This window comes from Flavobacterium bernardetii, from assembly GCF_011305415.1.
Taxonomy (GTDB): Bacteria; Bacteroidota; Bacteroidia; order Flavobacteriales; family Flavobacteriaceae; genus Flavobacterium; species Flavobacterium bernardetii.
Window position 1 is genome coordinate 71791 of sequence record NZ_JAANOQ010000003.1, and the last position, 19921, is coordinate 91711.

Annotated in this window: 17 protein-coding genes; 5 read left to right on the forward strand and 12 right to left on the reverse strand. The window is 30.7% G+C overall.

All coding sequences use genetic code 11. The features are described from left to right. Window positions 1-126 precede the first annotated feature (126 nt). From G6N05_RS07290 to mtaB, 4 genes are all read right to left on the reverse strand, one after another. Window positions 127-2112 (reverse strand): DUF262 domain-containing protein, encoded by a 1986-nt coding sequence (locus tag G6N05_RS07290; RefSeq protein WP_166126152.1) that lies wholly within the window; start codon window positions 2110-2112, stop codon window positions 127-129. A 202-nt stretch (window positions 2113-2314) separates the two neighbouring features. Then, entirely contained in the window at window positions 2315-3847 is a 1533-nt protein-coding gene (locus G6N05_RS07295; protein WP_166126154.1) for a hypothetical protein, read from the reverse strand. Between the two features lie 173 nt (window positions 3848-4020). Beyond that, window positions 4021-4758: a hypothetical protein gene (locus G6N05_RS07300; RefSeq protein ID WP_166126156.1), complete on the reverse strand. Its 738-nt coding sequence runs from the start codon at window positions 4756-4758 to the stop codon at window positions 4021-4023. A 115-nt stretch (window positions 4759-4873) separates the two neighbouring features. Beyond that, entirely contained in the window at window positions 4874-6202 is a 1329-nt protein-coding gene (gene mtaB, locus G6N05_RS07305) for a tRNA (N(6)-L-threonylcarbamoyladenosine(37)-C(2))-methylthiotransferase MtaB (RefSeq protein ID WP_166126158.1), read from the reverse strand. A 590-nt stretch (window positions 6203-6792) separates the two neighbouring features. On the opposite strand from mtaB, the gene G6N05_RS07310 reads away from it, so the two are divergent. The 4 genes from G6N05_RS07310 (at window position 6793) to G6N05_RS07325 (ending at window position 9034) form a co-directional block, all read left to right on the forward strand. Continuing rightward, complete coding sequence (locus G6N05_RS07310) at window positions 6793-7047, forward strand: type B 50S ribosomal protein L31 (RefSeq protein ID WP_091311849.1); 255 nt, start codon at window positions 6793-6795, stop codon at window positions 7045-7047. Between the two features lie 161 nt (window positions 7048-7208). Then, window positions 7209-8381 (forward strand): GlmU family protein, encoded by a 1173-nt coding sequence (locus G6N05_RS07315; RefSeq protein ID WP_166126160.1) that lies wholly within the window; start codon window positions 7209-7211, stop codon window positions 8379-8381. After that, window positions 8381-8707 carry a hypothetical protein gene (locus G6N05_RS07320; RefSeq protein ID WP_166126162.1) on the forward strand — a complete coding sequence of 109 codons (327 nt, stop codon included), beginning with the start codon at window positions 8381-8383 and terminating at the stop codon, window positions 8705-8707. Before G6N05_RS07315 ends, G6N05_RS07320 begins: the two co-directional genes overlap by 1 nt. Before the next feature lie 3 nt (window positions 8708-8710). Beyond that, window positions 8711-9034, forward strand: a complete 324-nt coding sequence (locus G6N05_RS07325; RefSeq protein ID WP_166126164.1) for a hypothetical protein — start codon at window positions 8711-8713, stop codon at window positions 9032-9034. Window positions 9035-9133: 99 nt separating this feature from the next. On the opposite strand, the gene G6N05_RS07330 is transcribed toward G6N05_RS07325, so the two are convergent. Next, on the reverse strand, window positions 9134-10000 hold the full coding sequence (locus tag G6N05_RS07330) for a hypothetical protein (protein ID WP_166126167.1): 867 nt from the start codon (window positions 9998-10000) through the stop codon (window positions 9134-9136). 247 nt (window positions 10001-10247) lie between these two features. On the opposite strand from G6N05_RS07330, the gene G6N05_RS07335 reads away from it, so the two are divergent. Beyond that, a complete protein-coding gene (locus G6N05_RS07335; RefSeq protein ID WP_166126169.1) occupies window positions 10248-13934 on the forward strand; it encodes a fibronectin type III domain-containing protein in 3687 nt (1228 codons plus the stop codon). A gap of 54 nt (window positions 13935-13988) precedes the next feature. Here the strand turns inward: G6N05_RS07335 and G6N05_RS07340 are convergent, their stop codons facing one another. From G6N05_RS07340 to G6N05_RS07370, 7 genes are all read right to left on the reverse strand, one after another. Continuing rightward, on the reverse strand, window positions 13989-14426 hold the full coding sequence (locus tag G6N05_RS07340; RefSeq protein ID WP_166126171.1) for an SRPBCC family protein: 438 nt from the start codon (window positions 14424-14426) through the stop codon (window positions 13989-13991). Between the two features lies 1 nt (window position 14427). After that, a complete protein-coding gene (locus G6N05_RS07345) occupies window positions 14428-14835 on the reverse strand; it encodes an SRPBCC domain-containing protein (protein ID WP_166126173.1) in 408 nt (135 codons plus the stop codon). Then, entirely contained in the window at window positions 14832-15212 is a 381-nt protein-coding gene (locus tag G6N05_RS07350; RefSeq protein WP_166126175.1) for an iron chaperone, read from the reverse strand. Before G6N05_RS07350 ends, G6N05_RS07345 begins: the two co-directional genes overlap by 4 nt. Window positions 15213-15338: 126 nt before the next feature. Beyond that, on the reverse strand, window positions 15339-16904 hold the full coding sequence (locus G6N05_RS07355; RefSeq protein ID WP_166126177.1) for a protein adenylyltransferase SelO: 1566 nt from the start codon (window positions 16902-16904) through the stop codon (window positions 15339-15341). A 64-nt stretch (window positions 16905-16968) separates the two neighbouring features. Further along, entirely contained in the window at window positions 16969-17340 is a 372-nt protein-coding gene (locus G6N05_RS07360; protein WP_166126179.1) for a response regulator transcription factor, read from the reverse strand. Between the two features lie 12 nt (window positions 17341-17352). Continuing rightward, window positions 17353-18606: a YaiO family outer membrane beta-barrel protein gene (locus G6N05_RS07365; protein ID WP_166126181.1), complete on the reverse strand. Its 1254-nt coding sequence runs from the start codon at window positions 18604-18606 to the stop codon at window positions 17353-17355. Then, window positions 18606-19880, reverse strand: a complete 1275-nt coding sequence (locus G6N05_RS07370; RefSeq protein WP_317167478.1) for a glycosyltransferase family 2 protein — start codon at window positions 19878-19880, stop codon at window positions 18606-18608. The genes G6N05_RS07365 and G6N05_RS07370 overlap by 1 nt, the downstream gene beginning before the upstream one ends. Between the last annotated feature and the right edge of the window lie 41 nt (window positions 19881-19921).

Below are 19921 nucleotides of genomic sequence, written 5' to 3' on the forward strand. Positions count from 1 at the left end.
GCAGCGGGGTGTTTTTTTTATTCCTTACCTTTTCGCTAGCGCGAGCTTCTAGCTCGTAATCGTTCTAAATAATTAAAAATATATGCTTTGTGTGCACGAGCTGGAAGCTCGCACTAGCGTGGGGGTTTATTTTTTCTTTTCTTTTTTTACAAAAATTTTATCAGGAGTTGTTTCTTTTACAAATGTTAAGTTTAAAATTTCTTTTCTCTTGTAATCAGAAACAAAATTTAGTTCCCATCTTTTTTCCATAAATTTCAAAAGTTTTATACCTCTGTCTAAAATGTTTTGAGGTGTCCAATCAGTTAAACCTGAAATTTCATTTTCAGAATAAGAACCATATTTATAACCAACATAATTTTCACCATTATCAATTTTATCTATAAAGCACTTGTTCTGTAAACTTGAATTTTTAGGTTTAGATAACGGCAATAAGTTACCCAATGAATTATTCAATGTTTTACGTTCTCTTAATGTATATGAATTAAAGTTTTTTGTCCAACAATCCGTTCTGGGTGTCTGTGGGTAAATATGTTCAATTGTAATAAAATCATCTTTTTCATTTCTGTATTCAAACCAATCTATTTTATTTTTCTTAGTTTTAGATGTCCCTTTTATGCTTAATTCATACTCGTAAAGAAAATACCTTATTCCGTTCCAACCATAAAATCCATCACTTTTAAAATTATCAACTAAACGGTCAATAAAATCAGGTTTTTCTATGATTTCTTTTATTTTTAAATCTAAATCTTTGATTAAATCGTTTAGTGACATATCACCTTTTTGAATTTTAATTGCTACCATAGAAAAATCTATATAATTCACGTAATATCTGTATGATATAAGTAAATATAAAAAGGCTAATTTTTCTAATTTTTCTAAAAGTTTAATTTTTAAATCAGCCTTAGGCTTCTTTAAGTAGATCGCTAAAATTAATGCTGAGAAATTAGAAAGGCCAATTCTATTTAGACTGTCTAATAGAACTTTTTCATTATCTGTATAATCATTTGAAAGCGTTGGGTTGAAAAAATAAAACCAATTAACAACTGAATTTTGTAAACTTTCAACATACTTTTTAATTGAATTTATTGTCAGATTATTTTCTGTGATTATGTTTTTTAATGTAAACTTACTTTCTAATAAAAAATCTTCTAAATTGTCTCTTAAGTGATGACTAGGTCTTCTTAATCTATTTGCTTGAATTTCATCGTAAGGAAATATTTCGTGTCCGAAATAAATTGAACAATGATTATTTAAAAAGAAATCATCATTTAAAGGTTTATTTTTATTTAAACCTAAATAATGATAAATACCTCTCCATCCATCATTTATTATCTTTCTTAATTTATTTCTTTCGGAATCATCAGCATTAAATTTGGTAGATAAGTAAATTAGTCTGTTCTTTAAAAGTTCTAAATTTGATAACGGTTTTCCTCTATTATTCATTGTTTCAAATGCAATAAAAACATCAATATCACTTGAAATTGTATAGATATTAAATAATAGGTTTTGTGTTACTTTTGTAAAAATTACTTCACGTTCCTCTTTAGTAAGCTCCTTTAGTTTATTTACAAAAAACTCTTTTGCATTTTCTAAATTATGTGTGTAGATAGTTATTTCATTCTTATATCCGCTAGTTGAAGTTTCATTAAAAATTTTAGTTTTTAAGAATTCGTATGACGGATTGTCTTTTTCATATCCAAAAATATATGATCTAGAAATACCATTATCCTTTGAATCAAAAATAAATCTTTTTTTTATTTCTTCAACAGTTGTGTAATTTAGAACTTCATCTTTTGAAATTACTTCAGTTAATGATTGAATCAAAATAATTGTAGTTGTTAGTCTTTGCTGTCCATCTACAACATAATAAGGTTCAAAGTTCTTTGATTTTATAATCCAATTGTCATCTGCCCAATTTTCATATGTTTTTTTGGGAACACCTTCTAAAGTCAAAACACCAACATAATGATTTTTATCCTCTTCTAAAAGCATAATATCAGACCAAAAGTCTTTCAGTTGTTTTTCAGTCCAAGCATATCCTCTTTGATAATCAGGAATACGGAATATTTTTTCTGTAAATATTTTTGATATTGATTGAAGTTGATTGTCCATTTATTCTTGTTTTATTTCTGTTTTTCTTATTTGTTAACTTAATTTGAAAAGTTGCATCTATTGTATAAGTTCAAATTCTAGATATTTTTTCATTTTAAAATAAATTTCTATAAAATTCATTATTCCGTAAATATATAAAAACCCCACAAAAAAAGACCGCCAAAGCAGTCTTTATGTAGTTAACTTATCAACAAGTTTATTTTTAGCTTAAAATTTTAGCTTCTAAACCTACCCTTTCAATTTGTTTCTTATGTTGTTCAATTTGGAATTTGTTAAAGTTATCCCATCTTGTAAAACGGTCTCTTTTTTGGTTGCTCATGGCGTTGATGCAAATGTTATCGTCTTTGTATTTATCGTGTAACACTTCTAATATTTTAAAGAAAAATTCTTCTAATAAAACTATAGTATCAAATTCTGATTTAAAATTAGTTAGTTGTAATTCCTCTAAAACTTCTGCTTTTTCTTCAGCATTCATTTCGGTTGTATAACCGTGTTTTAACGATTTAAAAATGATGTTGTTCCAAACCTTACTGTCGTGTCCCCAAGCTACATCGGTTACGTTTAAAGAATGTTCGCAAATTAATAGTATCGCATAAAGTACATCTTGTAAATAGGAGATAGGAAACTCATCAAAACTTCTAAATTCGAAGCCGCTTTGGTACATTTTTTCCTGATTGAAATCTAAACCTACATCAGAAAGTAAATTATATTCCATGTCGTTTTCAATTTGATCTCTCCACCAAATGTTTTCTTCTTTTGTGAACTTTAGGAGTTTTCTAAAATCCTCTACTTTATAGGTTAGTATTTTACCTTTCGGCATCACTTTATTATACGTACCTACGCCAATATAGCGCGACATGGCATTTCGCATAGAACCTAAAGCATAGTTTTTATCTAAATTGAACTTTTCACTAATCACGCCCATAATGTCCGGACTTCCTAGTGTTGCAATAAAAAGCGGCTGAAACCATTGTAATAAATACATGGCATTCGCGTGCGTATTTTCGAAGGCATCGTAATCTACAATTCGGCTGTTTTGCGTTAGAGTAGGTAAGGTAAGGTGAAAATGATATGTTCCATTATTGAACAAAACAATGTTTTCTTGGTTCGACATGAACATGTTTAGTCCGCTGTTGTAGGCAGGAAAATGAAGCTTTTCTTCTAGGACTCCCGATTCGTTAATTTTGTCAACAAATAAATTTTTTGTCGTAATTAATTCATTGCAAGATTCTTCTATAGTTCTGTTTTCGAAATATTTAGTGACAAATTCAATAGAATCACCATCAAAACAAACCGATCCCATTGGATTTGTTTTAGTAGTAATCATGCTACTAATGTTGAACGGTTGTTTTTCTAAAAAGTTTTCTAAGATACTTTTACCTAAATAATCTGGATTTTCAATAGTTTCGATACTGATGCTTCCGTTGTCTGGCGCTTCTGTTTCGATTTTTTTGGCTATTGTTTTATGATTGTATTTTAAATCTAATTTTTCTAAAGAATGACTGTTGATCATTCTACTTATAAAATAGTTTTTGTTTTCTTCGAAACCCGTTTTTAAAGCTAATGACAAACTTCCTGGCTTGTAATAGGTAGTGTAATCTAAACTATATCTTTCACGACCTACTTTTTCATGTATAAATGCACCAGACACCGTTAGAGGATCTTCAAATTGAATATAGGTTTCGTTTTCTAATCCAATTCCCCAATAATACTTTGTTGTCTGATTGTCTTTCATTTATACGTTTGTTCTTTTAAGTTTGATATATTATTTTTTATCCGTTGGATGTAATTTGTTTTTGCTGCTATTTTTTTGTCAGAAACTTGTTTCGAGAACAAGTAAAATTTCATTAAAACGATTCTCGATACATTCCGATTCATGCTTCATCGGAACACTCGAATTGACGTTTTTTATTCGTGATAGTAAAACACATGAGACGAATAACGTTCATGATTCCACCAATCTTTTCTCGCTCTAGCAAAATAATTATAATTTATTTTACCGGCTTGAGATTGTAATGGGTATTTAACTACACCATTTTCTCGGAATGCTTTTTTGGTTTTTGTTTCTGGGACAATTGGTACAATATGTCCTGATAAACCTACTATTTTTCTTTTGGCGCAAATGATACCAATACCACCTTCTGTGTTGACTTTATGTTGAATTTCGTCTAAATCGGTCATTTTTTTCCAACCAAAACTAGCGCCCCAAACTCCAAACCAATCGTGAATCGCACTCGAGTAAATGTTATCTACCGTTTCACCGAAAACAGGTTCTACTTCTTCACCGTTTAATACTCTTTGTAAAGCTTCATCTGTCCACCAAATAGTGGGTAAATAGACTTTAGCGAAATAACAATAATCATAAGAGTATACGTTGCAATAGGTATCTTCAACCGTTCTTTGGTATCTTATGCTTTTTGTAACGTTTAGTTTTTCAATTAATTGACCTAAACTTTCTTTTTTGGTTTCCAAATTAGTTAGATCTCTGTAAGGAACACCTTCATCGCTAATGGGATGAATTTTCATTAAGAAAGAATCTAATCTAGAATCTGGATGTGGTAATAATTCCGCTTTTTTTATGCTGCTGTCAACTTTTGTTACTTCTACAAGAGTTTTTATATCTGATGATGTAGTACTATTTTTCATTGTTACTGTCTTACTTAAACAATTTTTCAACTTTCAATTCATAAGGTTTTAACCGTTTTGAAATATACTAGTTTTTTTTAATTATTGACAATTAAATTTTACTATTTGAAACAAATTATGCTTGTACGTTAACAAAATCCATTCTTACCAAACCGTCATCGTCAATTTTTGTTAGGGTGATTTCGTGTAATGTGTTGGCTAATTCTGGGTTCCAAGGTGTTTTTACTTTTACATAATTTTCAGTAAAACCGGTAATGTAACCTTCTTTGTTTTCGTTTTCAAACAAAACCGTTCTTGTTGTACCAATTTGACTTTCGTAATACGCTCTGCGTTTTTTAACTGAAAGTCCGCGTAACATTTTACTGCGTTTACTTCTTACGTTTGCTGGCACAGCGCCTGGCATATTTGCGGCTTCCGTATTGTCGCGTTCACTATAGGTAAACACGTGCAGATACGAGATGTTCATTTCATTTAAATAATTGTAAGTATCTAAAAAGTGTTCGTCGGTTTCACCAGGAAATCCAACAATGACATCCACACCAATACAAGCGTGTGGCATTACTTCTTTAATTTTATTTACGCGTTCCGTATAAATTTCACGTTGGTAACGGCGCTTCATTTTTCCTAAAATTTCATTGCTTCCACTTTGTAAGGGAATATGAAAATGCGGTACGAACGTTCTGCTTTTGCTTACGAATTCTATCGTTTCGTTTTTTAGTAAATTAGGCTCAATGCTTGAAATTCTTAGTCTTTCAATACCCTCAACTTTGTCTAATTCTTGTACTAATTCTAAGAAAGTATGTTCGTGTTTTTTGTTTCCAAATTCTCCTTTACCGTAATCGCCAATGTTTACACCGGTTAATACAATTTCTTTGATGTTTTGCTCTGAAATTTCTTTGGCGTTTTTCAACACATTTTCCAACGCATCACTTCTTGAAATTCCACGCGCTAACGGAATCGTACAATAGGTACATTTATAATCGCAACCATCTTGCACTTTTAGGAAAGCACGCGTTCTGTCGCCAATAGAATAACTTCCGACATAAAAATCGGCTTCTTCAATTTCACAACTGTGTACTTCGCCCATATCGTTTTTAGATAGGTCGTTGATGTAATCGGTAATTTTAAATTTTTCTGTTGCACCTAAAACCAAATCTACACCATCCACTGCGGCTAATTCTTCGGGTTTCAGTTGGGCATAACAACCTACGGCTGCTACAAAAGCTTTGTCGTTTAGTTTCATGGCTTTTTTCACCACTTGTTTAAACTGTCTATCGGCATTTTCCGTTACCGAACACGTGTTAATCACATATATATCGGCTACTTCTTCAAAATCTACTCTATCAAAACCTTCGTCATTGAAGTTTCTGGCAATCGTAGAAGTTTCCGAAAAATTCAGTTTACAACCTAGTGTATAAAAAGCTACTTTTTTTCTATCAGACATAATCATTTCTTTATTTGTCACACTGAGCGGAGTCGAAGTGTGGGCGTGCCCTTTCAGGTCGGGCTATCCGTTACAATCTTTTTTATTCTTGCTCAATTGTCACACTGAGCGGAGTCGAAGTGCTATACACTACTATAAAAAAGGATTTCCACTACTATCCCTCACGCAAATCGGATGCAAAATTACGTATTTTTTATATAAGGAGCAATAGCTTGCCATGAAGACGCAAAGGTTCATTTTGCCACGAAGACACAAAGGCGCAAAGTTTTATTCTTTTTCATGCAAAAACGCAGAGGCACAGAGCAAATTTGGGTTGATTTTTTATCAATTAGTGTGTTTTTATTTTTACTGTTTTTACACACTGCTAATATCAACCGATAAAATTAAGGTTAAACTTAGCGGCTCTGCGTCTTTGCGTGCAAAAAATAATATTACATTTTCTTTTCCAAAAAAGTTTGTAGGTTTAATATATATACTTATATTTGCACCCTGAAATAAAAACAAAATTAACAAAAGGTTATAAGGCGTTTACACCTTTTTAGTAAAAAGCCGCGAAACAAATTATAATCATACATTTAAAGATTTACAAAATGAGAAAAGGAATTCACCCAGAAAATTACAGATTAGTCGCTTTTAAAGACATGTCTAACGATGACGTATTCATCACAAAATCAACTGTTGAAACTAAAGAAACTATCACTCACGAAGGTGTTGAGTATCCAGTTTTCAAAATGGAGATTTCTAGAACGTCTCACCCTTTTTACACAGGTAAATCTAAACTTATTGATACTGCAGGTCGTATTGATAAATTCAAAACTAAATACGCTAAATTCGATAAAAAATAATATCAAATTTATCTATCATACAAAACCTCGAATTTATTCGGGGTTTTTTTATATATATTATTTTTATTTCTTTAATTTTGGAATCACCAAATAGTAAGGACAAAATACGATAATTAGAGACAAGTCGCGACTTGTCCCTACAAATTATAAAAAATCACAATATGAATTATATTTTATTTGATGGCCCACATCGTAACGCTTTATTGCCATTTACTTTCACCAGACCTGTTGCCGATATTCGTGTAGGGATTTTAACCATTCGTGAAAAATGGGAAAAATATTTAGGTTATACAACTACTACCATTACCGAAGAATATTTGTCAGACAAATGGCCAATGGTAGAAATGGAAAACAACGTGATGATTAGTGCTTCTTTTTTACCCAATGATATTTTGGTAGAAATGGTAAAGAATTTAGAGTTAAATCAAGCTATTTTTCAAGACGAAGAAGTGGTAGCGTTTTATGCTAAAGAAGGAGAAGAAGTCGATTTTGATTCTTTTGAAGTGATAGAATTCACCAACGAATGCATTAAAATAGAAAACACTTGGGATATTTTCCAAAAAAATGACGTAGCCATTCGTGAAGATTTCGAATTGCTAACAGAAGATAGATATTCACAACCGATTCCTAAATCGGTCAACGTATTGTCACCAGAACATATTTTTATAGAAGAAGGTGCGAAATTAGAATTCGTGACTTTAAACGCATCAACAGGACCTATTTATATCGGTAAAAATGCTGAAATTATGGAAGGGTCTGTGATTCGCGGACCTTTTGCTTTGTGCGAATCGGGTAGGGTGAAACTAGCAACTAAAGTATATGGCGCTACTACGGTTGGACCACATTCTGTAATTGGTGGTGAAGTGAATAATTCGGTTTTATTCGCGTATTCTAATAAAGGTCATGATGGGTTTTTAGGTAATGCCGTTTTAGGAGAATGGTGTAATATTGGAGCCGATAGTAACAATAGTAACCTAAAAAACAACTACGAAGAAGTAAAATTATGGAGCTACGAAACGGAAAATTTCGCTAAAACAGGCTTACAATTTTGCGGATTAATGATGGGTGATCATAGTAAATGTGGTATCAACACGATGTTTAATACTGGAACAGTTGTTGGTGTAAGTACGAATATTTTTGGAGCAGGATTTCCAAGAAATTTTGTGCCTAGCTTCAGTTGGGGCGGTGCAAGCGGATTTACAACGTATTTAACTAAAAAAGCTTTTGATACGGCTAAAATTGTAATGGCAAGAAGAAATGTAGAGTTCTCTGAAGAAGATGCTAAAATTTTAGAGCATGTTTTTGAAGAAACTAAAAAATATAGAAAAGAATAATGGAGTTATTATCAAGTCTAATTGTTATTTTTTTAGTTTTTGCTTTTTATATTTATAAGATTTCCTATTTTTATGATTTCAGATATATTGGAAATGTAATACGTTTTTTAGTTTTTTATTTTATACTAGTAAACATTGTAGGTTATGTTTTTAAGTATTTTTCTGAAGATTTATTTGAGAATAATGTGATTTTTTCTCTAACAATTTTTATTTTGTGTCTAATTACGTCAATTTTGTATAGAGCTTATTTGATTAAAAAATTTGGAAATGAAGAACGATTCGCCAACTTAGAAGAGATAGAAGATATTGGTGATTTAAAAGAATAAAATATGTTTGGAATTATATTAATTTATTGGGTTGGAAAATATTTTTACCAATTAGCAATCGAATTTAATAAAAGTAAATGGGGATTTGCTGTTTTAGGATTAGCAACATATTATGGAAGTCAATTGATAGTTGGTTTTATTTTAGCAGTTTTAAATGAGATTTTCATTTTAGGACTAGACTTTGAAGGTGTAGGGATCAATTTATTAGGTATTCCTGTTGGTGCTGCTTCCTGTTATTTTTTATATAATTTTTTAGAGAAGAAATGGAAAAGAGAATATGTAAATCCTTTAACAGAAATTGAGGCTATTGGAACTTCAAATGAGTAAAACGAAAGTATAAATTAAAACCGCAGATTCAAAGATTATTACACCTTGAATTTGCGGTTTTTTATTTTTAAACCAACTAATTCTACAAATTAGTGCCTTCTAAGAAATAGTTTTAAAATGTTTTTTAGTTTCTTTCTTATAATTAATTGCTATTAACAGAAATAAAGGGAAAAGTCCATGACATAATCTTACTATGGTTTCATGGGTGAATGTTTTTAAAACATCGTATAAAAAGTCATAATTCCAACTAGCAATAATTCGAGCAAAAGCAGTTAATAATCCCCAAATTATACAATAATATAAAACCGGTTTTAAGGTGCTTTTTATAAATATAAACGGTAATACCAAAAAGTCTATAAAGCCAAAAACTTTAAGATAAATTCTAGCATCAGTTTCATCAAAAGTTTTAATAATATTTAAAGTCATATCTACAAATCGACCAGGTACAGCGTAATATCCGAAAGCATATAAACCATGACAGAAAAATGTTGAAGCGATTATGAATTTTGAAAAGAAATAAAATCTACTTTCGTTATAATATTTTGAATAATAATAAAGCAATAAAATAGATATTCCTATTTGAATGGCGTGTTCAAAAAACATACCTAATTGATAAAAAGCCTCTTTAGTTAACACAAAAAACATAATAAATTGCCAAAATGAAATAAAAATGATTGGATATTTTAGTTTGTTATAGTTGTTTTTATTGATAAAATATACACAAATTGATGCTATAATAAAAAACACTCCAATGGTTCGTATAAAAAACTGAATTTTATAATCATACATAGGAGAAACAAAATCTTCCCATTTAATTTTGCAGGTATTTTCAATAAAATTTCTTGAATAGCCTTCACTCCAAATAATTGTCCTGTAAGAAACATCTAATACAATATGTTGGTAAGCTCTAGATAAAAAAGTAAGAATTATTATTATTTTTAAGAAGTATGCATTTTTTTGAGTCATGTTTTTTTTTTTCAAATATTGATTTTTTTTTCAACTTTAAAAAATATATGATTAAAATTAATAATAAGTTAACAAGTCTTATACTTATAATTTGATACAGTTTTTATATTTTAATTTGACTTGTAACGTTGTGAATATTTATTTTAACATTTATTAACTTTATATTAATATGTTAATTGTTAATAACTTGACACAAAATTTTAGTTTTGTCTGATAAACAAACAACCAACTTATATATTGTATTATCATGAAAAAAATATTTACTTTTTTGTATTTATTAGGTTCTTTATTTGTCTTTTCTAATACAGACAAATATAGATTAATTTTAACTTCGGATCCAAGTACAACTATTACAATTGCATGGAATCAAGTATCAAGCAATAATCCAGTTGTTAGATATGGAACAACAGATTTTGGTACAACATGGGCGTCTTATCCAAACTCTAAAACAGCTGATAGAGTAGTTGCGTATAGAGGGATGAATAATCATTTTGCTAGAATTACTGGTTTAACTCCAAATACAGCTTATTATTTTGTAATTAAAGATGATGCTGGAACTAGTATTAGAATGTGGTTTAAAACCTGCCCTAATGATTTAAGTCGTTTGTCATTTATTGCTGGTGGTGATTCAAGAAACAATAGATCGCCACGTCAAAATGCAAATACTTTAGTTTCTAAATTAAAACCACATGCTGTTTTTTTTGGAGGTGATATGATTGATGTTGATAACAATACACAATGGATTGAATGGTTTGATGATTGGCAATTAACTAGAGCTACAGATGGAAGAATGTTTCCGATTGTTCCAGCAAGAGGAAATCATGAGGCTGCTAATACAATAAATAGCTTATTTGATATACCTCTAGTAGAATACTATGCTTTAACTTTTGGTAATAATTTATATAGAGCTTATACCTTAAACTCTGAAATTGCTGTTTCTGCAACTTCAGCTCAATCAGTTTGGTTGTACAATGATTTTGCTGCCAATACGGGTGCTATATGGAAAGGTGCTCAATTTCATACACCTTTTAGACCACATCAATCTGCAAAAGCAGATAATTTAGATTTGCAAACGGCATGGGCGCAATCTTTTTATGATAATAATGTCAAATTAGTTATAGATTGTGATTCACATTGTGTGAAGTCAACATGGCCTTTAAGACCAAGTACAGCTCCAGGAAATGTGGATGGTTTTGTAAGAGATGATGTAAACGGAACTGTGTTTGTTGGAGAAGGTTGTTGGGGAGCTCCATTACGTCCTGCAGATGATAATAGAACTTGGACAAGAAATTCTGGTTCTTTTAATGAATTTAAATTAATTTTTGTAGATCAAAATAAGATAGAGATACGTACAATTAATGTGGGTTCTGTTGCAGCAGATATTGCAACAGTTGGTGTAGTTTCAAATACAGACCCATTTACTTTACCAGCAAATTTAAATGTATGGAATCCTTCAAATGGATCGGTAATTGTAATAAATAAAGCTGTTGTTACTCCAGCTCCTCAAATTGAATTAAGCACTATCAGTACTTTTACTTGTTATGAATCTGGTAATAATATTACGAATGGAATTACTTTTGCAAATAACGGTAGTACGATAACTAGTGTTGGCTTTTATTTAGATAATGTATTAATTGGTACAGATACAACAGCTCCATTTGAATTAACTCAAAACTATACTTTTGGTTCACATCAATTAGTTATGGTTGCTACAGGAATTGATGGTCAAACGGATTCAGTTGTTAAAAACTTTTTTGTAGGATTTTCAACTCAAACTTTATCTTTTCCAATTGTTGTTGGAGATGATGATGTAGAAGAACATGGTTCAACTGGTGAATTTTATACAAATAGTTCTGACATTGAAATGGTTTATGATGTTACACCATCTGTTAATTATCAGAAAGTAGGATTACGTTTTTCAAGTATAAGAATCCCACAAGGTGCAGTAATTAATAGTGCTTATATTCAGTTTACTGCTGATGAAGTTAATACAGCAGCAGCAAGTTTAAATTTTCAAATAGAAAATAGTCAAGATGCCGAACCTTACGTAGAAAGTGTATTGTATGGACTTTCCGGACGAGATTATTTTCCAGATAAAATCAATTGGGTTCCACCAGCATGGAATACTATAGATGAAGCAGGAGTTAATCAAAGAAGTCCAGAATTAAGGACATTACTTCAAAAAGTAGTGGATAATAACGATTGGGAAGAAAATAATGCTGTGGGTATAATGATTACTGGAACTGGAGCTAGTTTAACAAACACTGCAGCAAAAAGAGTAGCTGATGCTTATGAAGGTGGTGCTACAAAAGCTTCAAAATTAGTAGTTAATTTTACTTATGCTTGTTGTGGTGCTTTAACTACAAATTGGAATGGATCAGCTTGGTCAAATGGAGTGCCTAACAAAATTTATGAAGCTAACTTTACAGGGAACTACAACGCTACTTCAGATATTGAAGCATGCAGTGTCAATGTTTTGAATAATGCAATTGTTACTGTAAATTCAGGAAATACATTAACTGTTAAAAATGATATTAGTGTTGCTCCAGGTTCTAATTTAACTATAAACAATAATGCGGCTTTAGTCCAAATTAATTCAATTTCAAGTAATTTTGGTGATATAATAGTCAAAAGAAACTCAGCCCCAATGGTCCGGTTAGATTATACCGCTTGGTCTTCTCCGGTTACTGGTCAACAGTTAAAAGCGTTTTCACCATCCACTTTGGATAATCGTTTTTATCAATATTTGTTTACAGGAACAAATACTGCAACAGCATTTCAAGCAATAAATCCGTTAACTAATTTTGTTCCAAGTAAAGGATATTTGATTCGTGCAGCAAATGATTGGCCTACAACATTAACTTCATTTTTAAGCTCATTTACAGGTAATCCAAATAATGGAGGTTATACTCAAAACATTGGTATAGGTTATAATTTAGTTGGAAATCCGTACGCTTCACCTATCTCTGTGGATACTTTTTTTGAAGAAAATCCAACTATTAGCACGGTTTATTTTTGGAATCATAATGTAGCGGCAGTTGGTGGTTTGTATCCTCAAAATAATTATTCTTACAGAAATAGATTAGGTGGTGTAGCTGCTGCTTCTGGTGGTGCTGTACCTAATGCTTATATTCAAACTGCACAAGGTTTTTATGTAAATTCGTCAGTTGCAACAACAGCTAATTTTAGTAATAAACAAAGAGTTAAAGCAGTTAATTCTACTCAGTTTTTTAAACAAAATAATGTAGTAAATAGTTCTAATGAAATTGAAAAGCATATTTTTAGATTGAATTTAAATGATAGTCAAAATGCTTATAATCAAATATTAGTTGGTTATTCAAATGAATCTACAAACGGAATTGATACTGGAATAGATGCAAAAGCATTAGATAATTCTCAAACTTATTTATATTCTGTTTTGGATACTTCTGATTTAATTATTCAAGGTCGTTCCATACCTTTTGTTGCTGAAGATATTGTACCATTAGGATTAAAAATTAATACTGCAGGAAATTATTCTATTTCATTTGATTCTTTTGAAGGAATTTTTGCGAATCAAGAAATTTATTTAAAAGATAAATTAAACAATGTAGTTCATGATATTAAGTTAAGTCCTTATAACTTTAACTCAAATGAAGGAACATTTAATGATAGATTTGAAATTGTTTATGAAAATTCAACACTAAGTAATGATACTTTTAATTTTGAAAATGTGCAAGTGTATTCAAACAATAAAGTAATTACAGCTTTATCTCCAAATGAATTGTTAAATGATATTTTTATCTATAATGTTCAAGGGCAATTAATATATTCTAAAAAAGATATTAATGAAAATCAGTTTATAGTGAGTAACTTAAATGTTCAAAATCAGATTTTACTTATTACGATTAAAACCAATTTAAATAAAGAAAAGACTTTTAAAGTGATTTATTAAATATATTACATTTATTAAAGAAAAAGCCCGATGTTGAATCGGGCTTTTTTTTGTTTAATTTTCGCTTAAATTTTTAATCAATTCAATGGCTTTTGGCATGCTTTCATTGAAAAAACCAACATAAGTTTCTAACGCATCAATGCTGACAGTTAGTTGAGTTTGGTTGTTTTCTTCGCTTAATTCGTATGTTTCTTTCGAATTACACCATAATCGGGTTTCTTCGTCCAAAGGCATTTCTTTATATTCTTTAATGTTTCCAATATGTCGAAATGACATCAGTTGATTGGCGATTTTCTTTTCAATTACACTATACATTCCATCGCCATTTGGAGCTAAAAAATGTACAGCATCTCCTTCGTTCCAATTGCTTACCGCATAAGAACCTTCACAAAAAGCAGTTGTCCATTTTCTGTATGTGGCATCGTCCCACAAAACACGCCAAACTTTACTAGCAGGTGCGTTGATATCTACTGTGAATTTTAGTGTTGTCATATTAATTTGACTCAATATATTTTTTAAAATTATTCAAAATCATTTGCCAGCCTGTTTGTTGTAATTCTTCTGAATTCTCTGTTTCTGGATCAAATTTTTCAATAATTTCAATACCTTCTTCTGTTTCCTGAAAAGTGATGTGAATTTTTCTATCGTCAGCTAAAACGTAACTTATTTTAGATAAAGGTTCAATTTCTGTATAAATTCCAGTAAAATCGAAGCTCATTTCGCCATTTTTAGCTGCCATAGTATAAGTGAAAGATTTCCCAACTTCTAAATCGTTTTCTGCTTTCGGACAATGCCAATCGTCTCCAGCATAATTCCAATTCATTACGTGTTTTGGGTTAGTGAAATAGTCCCAAACTTCTTCTGTTGTTTTGTTTTTGATAGTTGTGTTTACAGTAATCATTTTTTCTTATTTTTTATAATAGATAGTTTTACGTTTTCTTCGACTCTAAATTTAGTGATTTTTTCAATTAAATCGTAAGGAATAGGTTCTGAAAATTGAAACTGAATGGTGCCTTTTGAAAATGTATAATCATTTAATTCGTCTTGAAAGTTTTCTATACCAGAAGCACCAGGATAAAATCCAATATGATTTTTAAAATTGGCAAAATGCACCAAATTACCATATAATTTAAAGGTTGGAATAGCATAACTGATGGCTTCAGTAGCTTCTGGTGCTACTTTTTTTATGGTTGCTCTAACTTTTTCTAACAGCACAGCAATTTCTTTGGGTTGCGCTGCAATGTATTCGTCTATAGTTTTAAAATCGTTTTTAATCATACTTTCTATTTTCTAACAATTCTAATTTTCAAATATTTTTAAACACAGATTTGAGAAATTTTATTAATTATTATAATTTCTTAAATCTGTGTTGTCTAACTTTCTAAATAAACTAAAACGTCTTATTTAAGAACTACAACTTAACATCGAGCTACCAATTTTTTGTCGCGCCCAATCAGGTCTTTTGGCGAACCATTTTTCCATTTCGGGTTGTTCGTCGTACGGATGTAACAGTAAAGTATACAATTCTTCAATTAAAGAATAGTCTTCTTTTTCGGCTAATTCAATGGCTGTTTGTGCCATATAATTTCGTAAAACGTATTTCGGATTGACTGCATTTAATTGTGTTTTACGTTCTGAATCGGAATTCGATTCTTCTTTTAAAATCGACAAATATTGTGCGAACCAAAAATGCCAAGTTTCTAAAATGATTCTGGTAACTTCTTCTGGTTTATAAAAGGCAAAACTGATTTTAGAAACACATTCTTCAACCGAATCGGTTTTATTGATTTGATTTAAGTTTCTGAAAAATATCGTGTAATCGGTTTCCGTTTGTTCTAAATTGTATAGTAATTGTTGAATTAACTTGTCGTTTTCTTCCTTTTTTGAAGTAATTCCGAGTTTTTTTAGCATCATTTCCGATAAATCTTCGTCATATTTTTTAGCGAAATTATTCAGAATCGTTTCTAAAGGTTCCGCTTCTTCCACTAATGGATATAAAGCATTCGCCAATTGGTATAAATTCCACAAGGCAATATTCGCTTGGTTGCCAAAACGGTATCTTTTGCCTTCAGCATCGGTAGTGTTTGGTGTCCAATTCGGATTGTAATCTTCTAGCCAGCCGTAAGGTCCGTAATCAATTGTGATGCCGTGAATGCTCATGTTATCAGTATTCATTACACCGTGAACAAAGCCTACACGTTGCCAATGTACAATCATTTCTCTTGTGTTTTCGGCTACATTTTTGAAGAATTCGATATATTTTTCTTTTCCTTCAACTTGAATTTCGGTATAATAATTCGAAATCGTATAATCGGCTAATAGTTTTAAATTTTCGATATCGTTTTGAGATGAGAACAATTCGAAACTTCCAAAACGAATAAAACTTGGCGCTATTCGGCACACAATCGCACCTTTTTCCATGGCTGGATTTCCGTTGTACATCACATCTCGTAATACTTCGTCACCAGTAGAAACTAAAGATAAAGATCGAGTAGTGGGAACGCCTAAATTAAACATCGCTTCACTACATAAATGTTCACGTATAGAAGAACGTAAAACAGCTAAACCATCAGCACGACGAGAATAGGGTGTAGCTCCAGCACCTTTTAATTGTAAGGTAAATGTTTGCTTATTGTGTTCAATTTCTCCTATAACAATGGCTCTTCCGTCGCCTAGTTGTCCAGCCCAATTACCAAATTGATGTCCTGCATAATTCATGGCAAAAGGTTTCGAATTGGAAACAATTGCTGCACCAGAAACTAATTGTAAAAAGGTTTCAGATTGTACAAAATCATCCGAAAAACCAATTAAATTTTGTACTTCTTTTGAAATATGAATCAGCTTTGGATGACTCGGAATTCGAGGTTTTACATACGAAAAAGCAGCTTTTGGAACTTGACGTGTGTAATTCTCTTCAATAGCATCTGAAGGTAAATTGGTGGTAAATTTATGTAAAAATTGAATAGACATGGTTGTAAAATTGTCTATCAAAAGTACTTATAAATATTTAACTATTTTAAAGATTAGTATAGTTTTAAGAATTTTTTAAAAAAAAGCGTTTCACTCTAAGTACTAATTCTATTGGGTTAAAAGGTTTTGCAATTAAATCATCTGCACCTAATTTAAACGCTTCAATAACAGTTAAATCTTCTTTACCTAAAGAGGAAATAATGATAACTGGAACATTAGGGAAATTTGCTTTTGAATACGAAGTAATTTCTAAACCAGATTTGTAAGGTAACATAATATCTGTGATAATTAAATCAGGTAAAAAAGAATTAATTTTTTCCAAACCAATTAAGCCGTCTTCCGCAAATTCGATTTGATAGCCTTCTTTTTTTAATAAAAATTCGATAATATTTTTGATGATTTTATCGTCTTCAATAATTAATATTTTATTAGCCATAGGAGGTGTTTTTTAGAATAAGTATGTTAAATCTATTGAAAAATTAGATTCATTTTGAAATTTTTCTGGATAGTATTCTTGATTATTAAAACTTGTATTAAATCCAATTATGTATTTTTTTGCCAAAAGTTTACTAAAACCTGCACCAAATCGGTAGGAAGTTAGAGCAATTCGGTCTTGAAATTGTGTTAATGTTTGTCTTTCATCTGGTGAAGTTCCATAACCTGCTGTGAAAGAAAAATAATCGTATTTGGTGTTGTAATAATGTCTGAAATTTGAAGTAAACGAAGGATATAATTTCGGTTCGCTTACTAGAAAAGAGGTTCTGAAATTGATCCAATTATTTTTGAAATATTTACCAAATGCGACAATTCCGGTGCTTAATTTTATGTCTTCTTGTTGATTGAATCGGTAACCAATTTCTGTTTCAAAACCTTTTCCTAAAGTCAAGTAATAAGAATATAAAAATCGGAATTCGGGAAAAACTTTTCCTTCACTAAAACCAACATTTGCAAACGAATAGCTCTTTTTTGACGTTTTAAAATACGATTCTAGTTCATAAAAATACCCAGAATTTGAGCTAGCGCCGTTTATTCTTCTATCAATATAACTAATTCTTCCGCCAAGTGAGAACTTTTCAAATTGTTTCATGTAATTCACATTACTCAAATGCCAAGGACCGTAATTGTCTCGACTAAAATGAGTAAAGCTGTAGCCAGTTCCAATTCTGTTGGATTTTAGATTGCTTTTTACTTCACGAAGTTGGTTTTGAATTTCAATATCTTCAGGATATTTCTCGCTTAAAAATTCTAAATATTCTAAGCTTTTTTTTGGATTTTCTTCACTGTTAATAATTTGAAGTTTTACCAAATAAAATTCTTTTTCTTCTGGATGAATCACAATTCCTTTGTTGATTGCTGTTAATGCAGCTTCCTTGTTTTTTGCTTCTAATTCGGTTTTACTTAAAAACACAAATGCTTCTTTGTATTTAGGATTGGCATCAATAACGTGTTGAAAATAATATCTCGCACTGTCAATGCTTTTTTCATTTTTATGAATTCTTCCTAACGCCATGTGAAAGTCTAAATAATCTGGAGCCACTTTCAAACATTGATGGGCGATTTTTTTAGCTTTAAAATAGTCTTTTGTATCAGAATTAAGGATGTTGTTTGTCACCACCAATAAACTATCAGTATTTAATTTTTGAGCAAAAGCAGTGCTGCAAAAACATATAAAAAGGTATAGTATTTTAAATTTAGTAGTCATTAGTTTGCAGTTTTAAATCCTTTACGAGACATTTCTCCCCATTTTTTCTCTTTTTTAAGTAAGAAATGTGCATAACCTTTTAATGAAGCATACACGTTTAATGGATGATATACAAATGGTTCGATGAAAACCATAATAATTAGTCGGCCTACTTCTTTTAAACTCGAATATTGTTTGTGAATCATTTGATCTAAGAAAATAGAACTTAGTGTAATGAGTATGTAAAAACAATAAACAGAAATGCTAATAATCACTAAAAACGGAACGTTTATTCCGAAGAAGAAAATGTTTAATAATATAAAAACCAACCCAATAACTTCTAAAACCGGAACAATAAATTCGCAAAATACATAATAAGGAAACACAATCATTCCTGTGTTTTTGTATTTCGGATTGAAAAATAGTTTTCTGTGTAAAAATAAAGTTTGAATTAAACCTCTAGCCCAGCGTACACGTTGACGTAAAAATACTTCTTTATCGTCGGGAACTTCTGTCCAACATAACGATTCTGGAATGTATTTTATTTCGAATTCTTTTTTCTGTTCGTGCATGTATTTTCGCATTCGGGTAATCAGTTCTATATCTTCACCAAGCGATTTATTCCAATATCCACCAACAGCAATCACCGTATCTTTATCGAAAATTCCAAGGCCACCAGAAACTAAAAGTAAACCATTAAGTTTACTCCAAGCCATTCTTCCGAATATAAACGAACGAATGTATTCTAACTCTTGAAATCCAGCGAAAAAAGTATTAGGATAATGGGATTTGTATAACATGCCTTCTTTAAAAGTACATGAATTTGAAATTCGTAATGCCGCACCAGCCGCGATTACTTTTTTATCGCTTTCCAAAAAGGGTTTTACAAGCATTGCTGTTGTATCACGTCGCAAAATACAATCGACATCTGTACAAATAAAAAGGGAATATTTTGTAGAATTGATTCCTGCATTGGAAGCATCTGCTTTACTTTTTCCATTTTCTTTATCAACAATTAAAAGTTTGTTGTAAATCGGATTTGTAGAGCGATAATGGCCTCTTACAGGTTCGGTTTTGATTTTTTCGATATAGAAGAAATCAACTTTTACAAGTTCAAATTCGGAAATTAATTTTTCTAAGGTGTCATCAGTACTTCCGTCATTAACGATAACCACTTCAAACTTTGGATATTCTTGAGAAAGTAATGATTTTACATTCGAAATGATGGTCATACCTTCATTAAAAGCTGGTGCAACTATAGATACTCCAATCGCATTATTTGATTTTATGATCACATCTTTTTTGAGGAAATACTTACCGATATAATATTTTTTTA

What these genes read in the sequence shown, in the direction of transcription:
- G6N05_RS07330 (WP_166126167.1), bottom strand. Translation starts at nt 10,000, where the DNA reads ATGACTCAAAAAAATGCATACTTCTTAAAAATAATAATAATTCTTACT.
- G6N05_RS07295 (WP_166126154.1), bottom strand. Translation starts at nt 3,847, where the DNA reads ATGAAAGACAATCAGACAACAAAGTATTATTGGGGAATTGGATTAGAA.
- G6N05_RS07350 (WP_166126175.1), bottom strand. Translation starts at nt 15,212, where the DNA reads ATGATTAAAAACGATTTTAAAACTATAGACGAATACATTGCAGCGCAA.
- G6N05_RS07320 (WP_166126162.1), top strand. Translation starts at nt 8,381, where the DNA reads ATGGAGTTATTATCAAGTCTAATTGTTATTTTTTTAGTTTTTGCTTTT.
- G6N05_RS07300 (WP_166126156.1), bottom strand. Translation starts at nt 4,758, where the DNA reads ATGAAAAATAGTACTACATCATCAGATATAAAAACTCTTGTAGAAGTA.
- G6N05_RS07345 (WP_166126173.1), bottom strand. Translation starts at nt 14,835, where the DNA reads ATGATTACTGTAAACACAACTATCAAAAACAAAACAACAGAAGAAGTT.
- G6N05_RS07290 (WP_166126152.1), bottom strand. Translation starts at nt 2,112, where the DNA reads ATGGACAATCAACTTCAATCAATATCAAAAATATTTACAGAAAAAATA.
- G6N05_RS07360 (WP_166126179.1), bottom strand. Translation starts at nt 17,340, where the DNA reads ATGGCTAATAAAATATTAATTATTGAAGACGATAAAATCATCAAAAAT.
- G6N05_RS07335 (WP_166126169.1), top strand. Translation starts at nt 10,248, where the DNA reads ATGAAAAAAATATTTACTTTTTTGTATTTATTAGGTTCTTTATTTGTC.
- G6N05_RS07315 (WP_166126160.1), top strand. Translation starts at nt 7,209, where the DNA reads ATGAATTATATTTTATTTGATGGCCCACATCGTAACGCTTTATTGCCA.
- G6N05_RS07340 (WP_166126171.1), bottom strand. Translation starts at nt 14,426, where the DNA reads ATGACAACACTAAAATTCACAGTAGATATCAACGCACCTGCTAGTAAA.
- G6N05_RS07325 (WP_166126164.1), top strand. Translation starts at nt 8,711, where the DNA reads ATGTTTGGAATTATATTAATTTATTGGGTTGGAAAATATTTTTACCAA.
- G6N05_RS07365 (WP_166126181.1), bottom strand. Translation starts at nt 18,606, where the DNA reads ATGACTACTAAATTTAAAATACTATACCTTTTTATATGTTTTTGCAGC.
- G6N05_RS07355 (WP_166126177.1), bottom strand. Translation starts at nt 16,904, where the DNA reads ATGTCTATTCAATTTTTACATAAATTTACCACCAATTTACCTTCAGAT.
- G6N05_RS07310 (WP_091311849.1), top strand. Translation starts at nt 6,793, where the DNA reads ATGAGAAAAGGAATTCACCCAGAAAATTACAGATTAGTCGCTTTTAAA.
- mtaB (WP_166126158.1), bottom strand. Translation starts at nt 6,202, where the DNA reads ATGTCTGATAGAAAAAAAGTAGCTTTTTATACACTAGGTTGTAAACTG.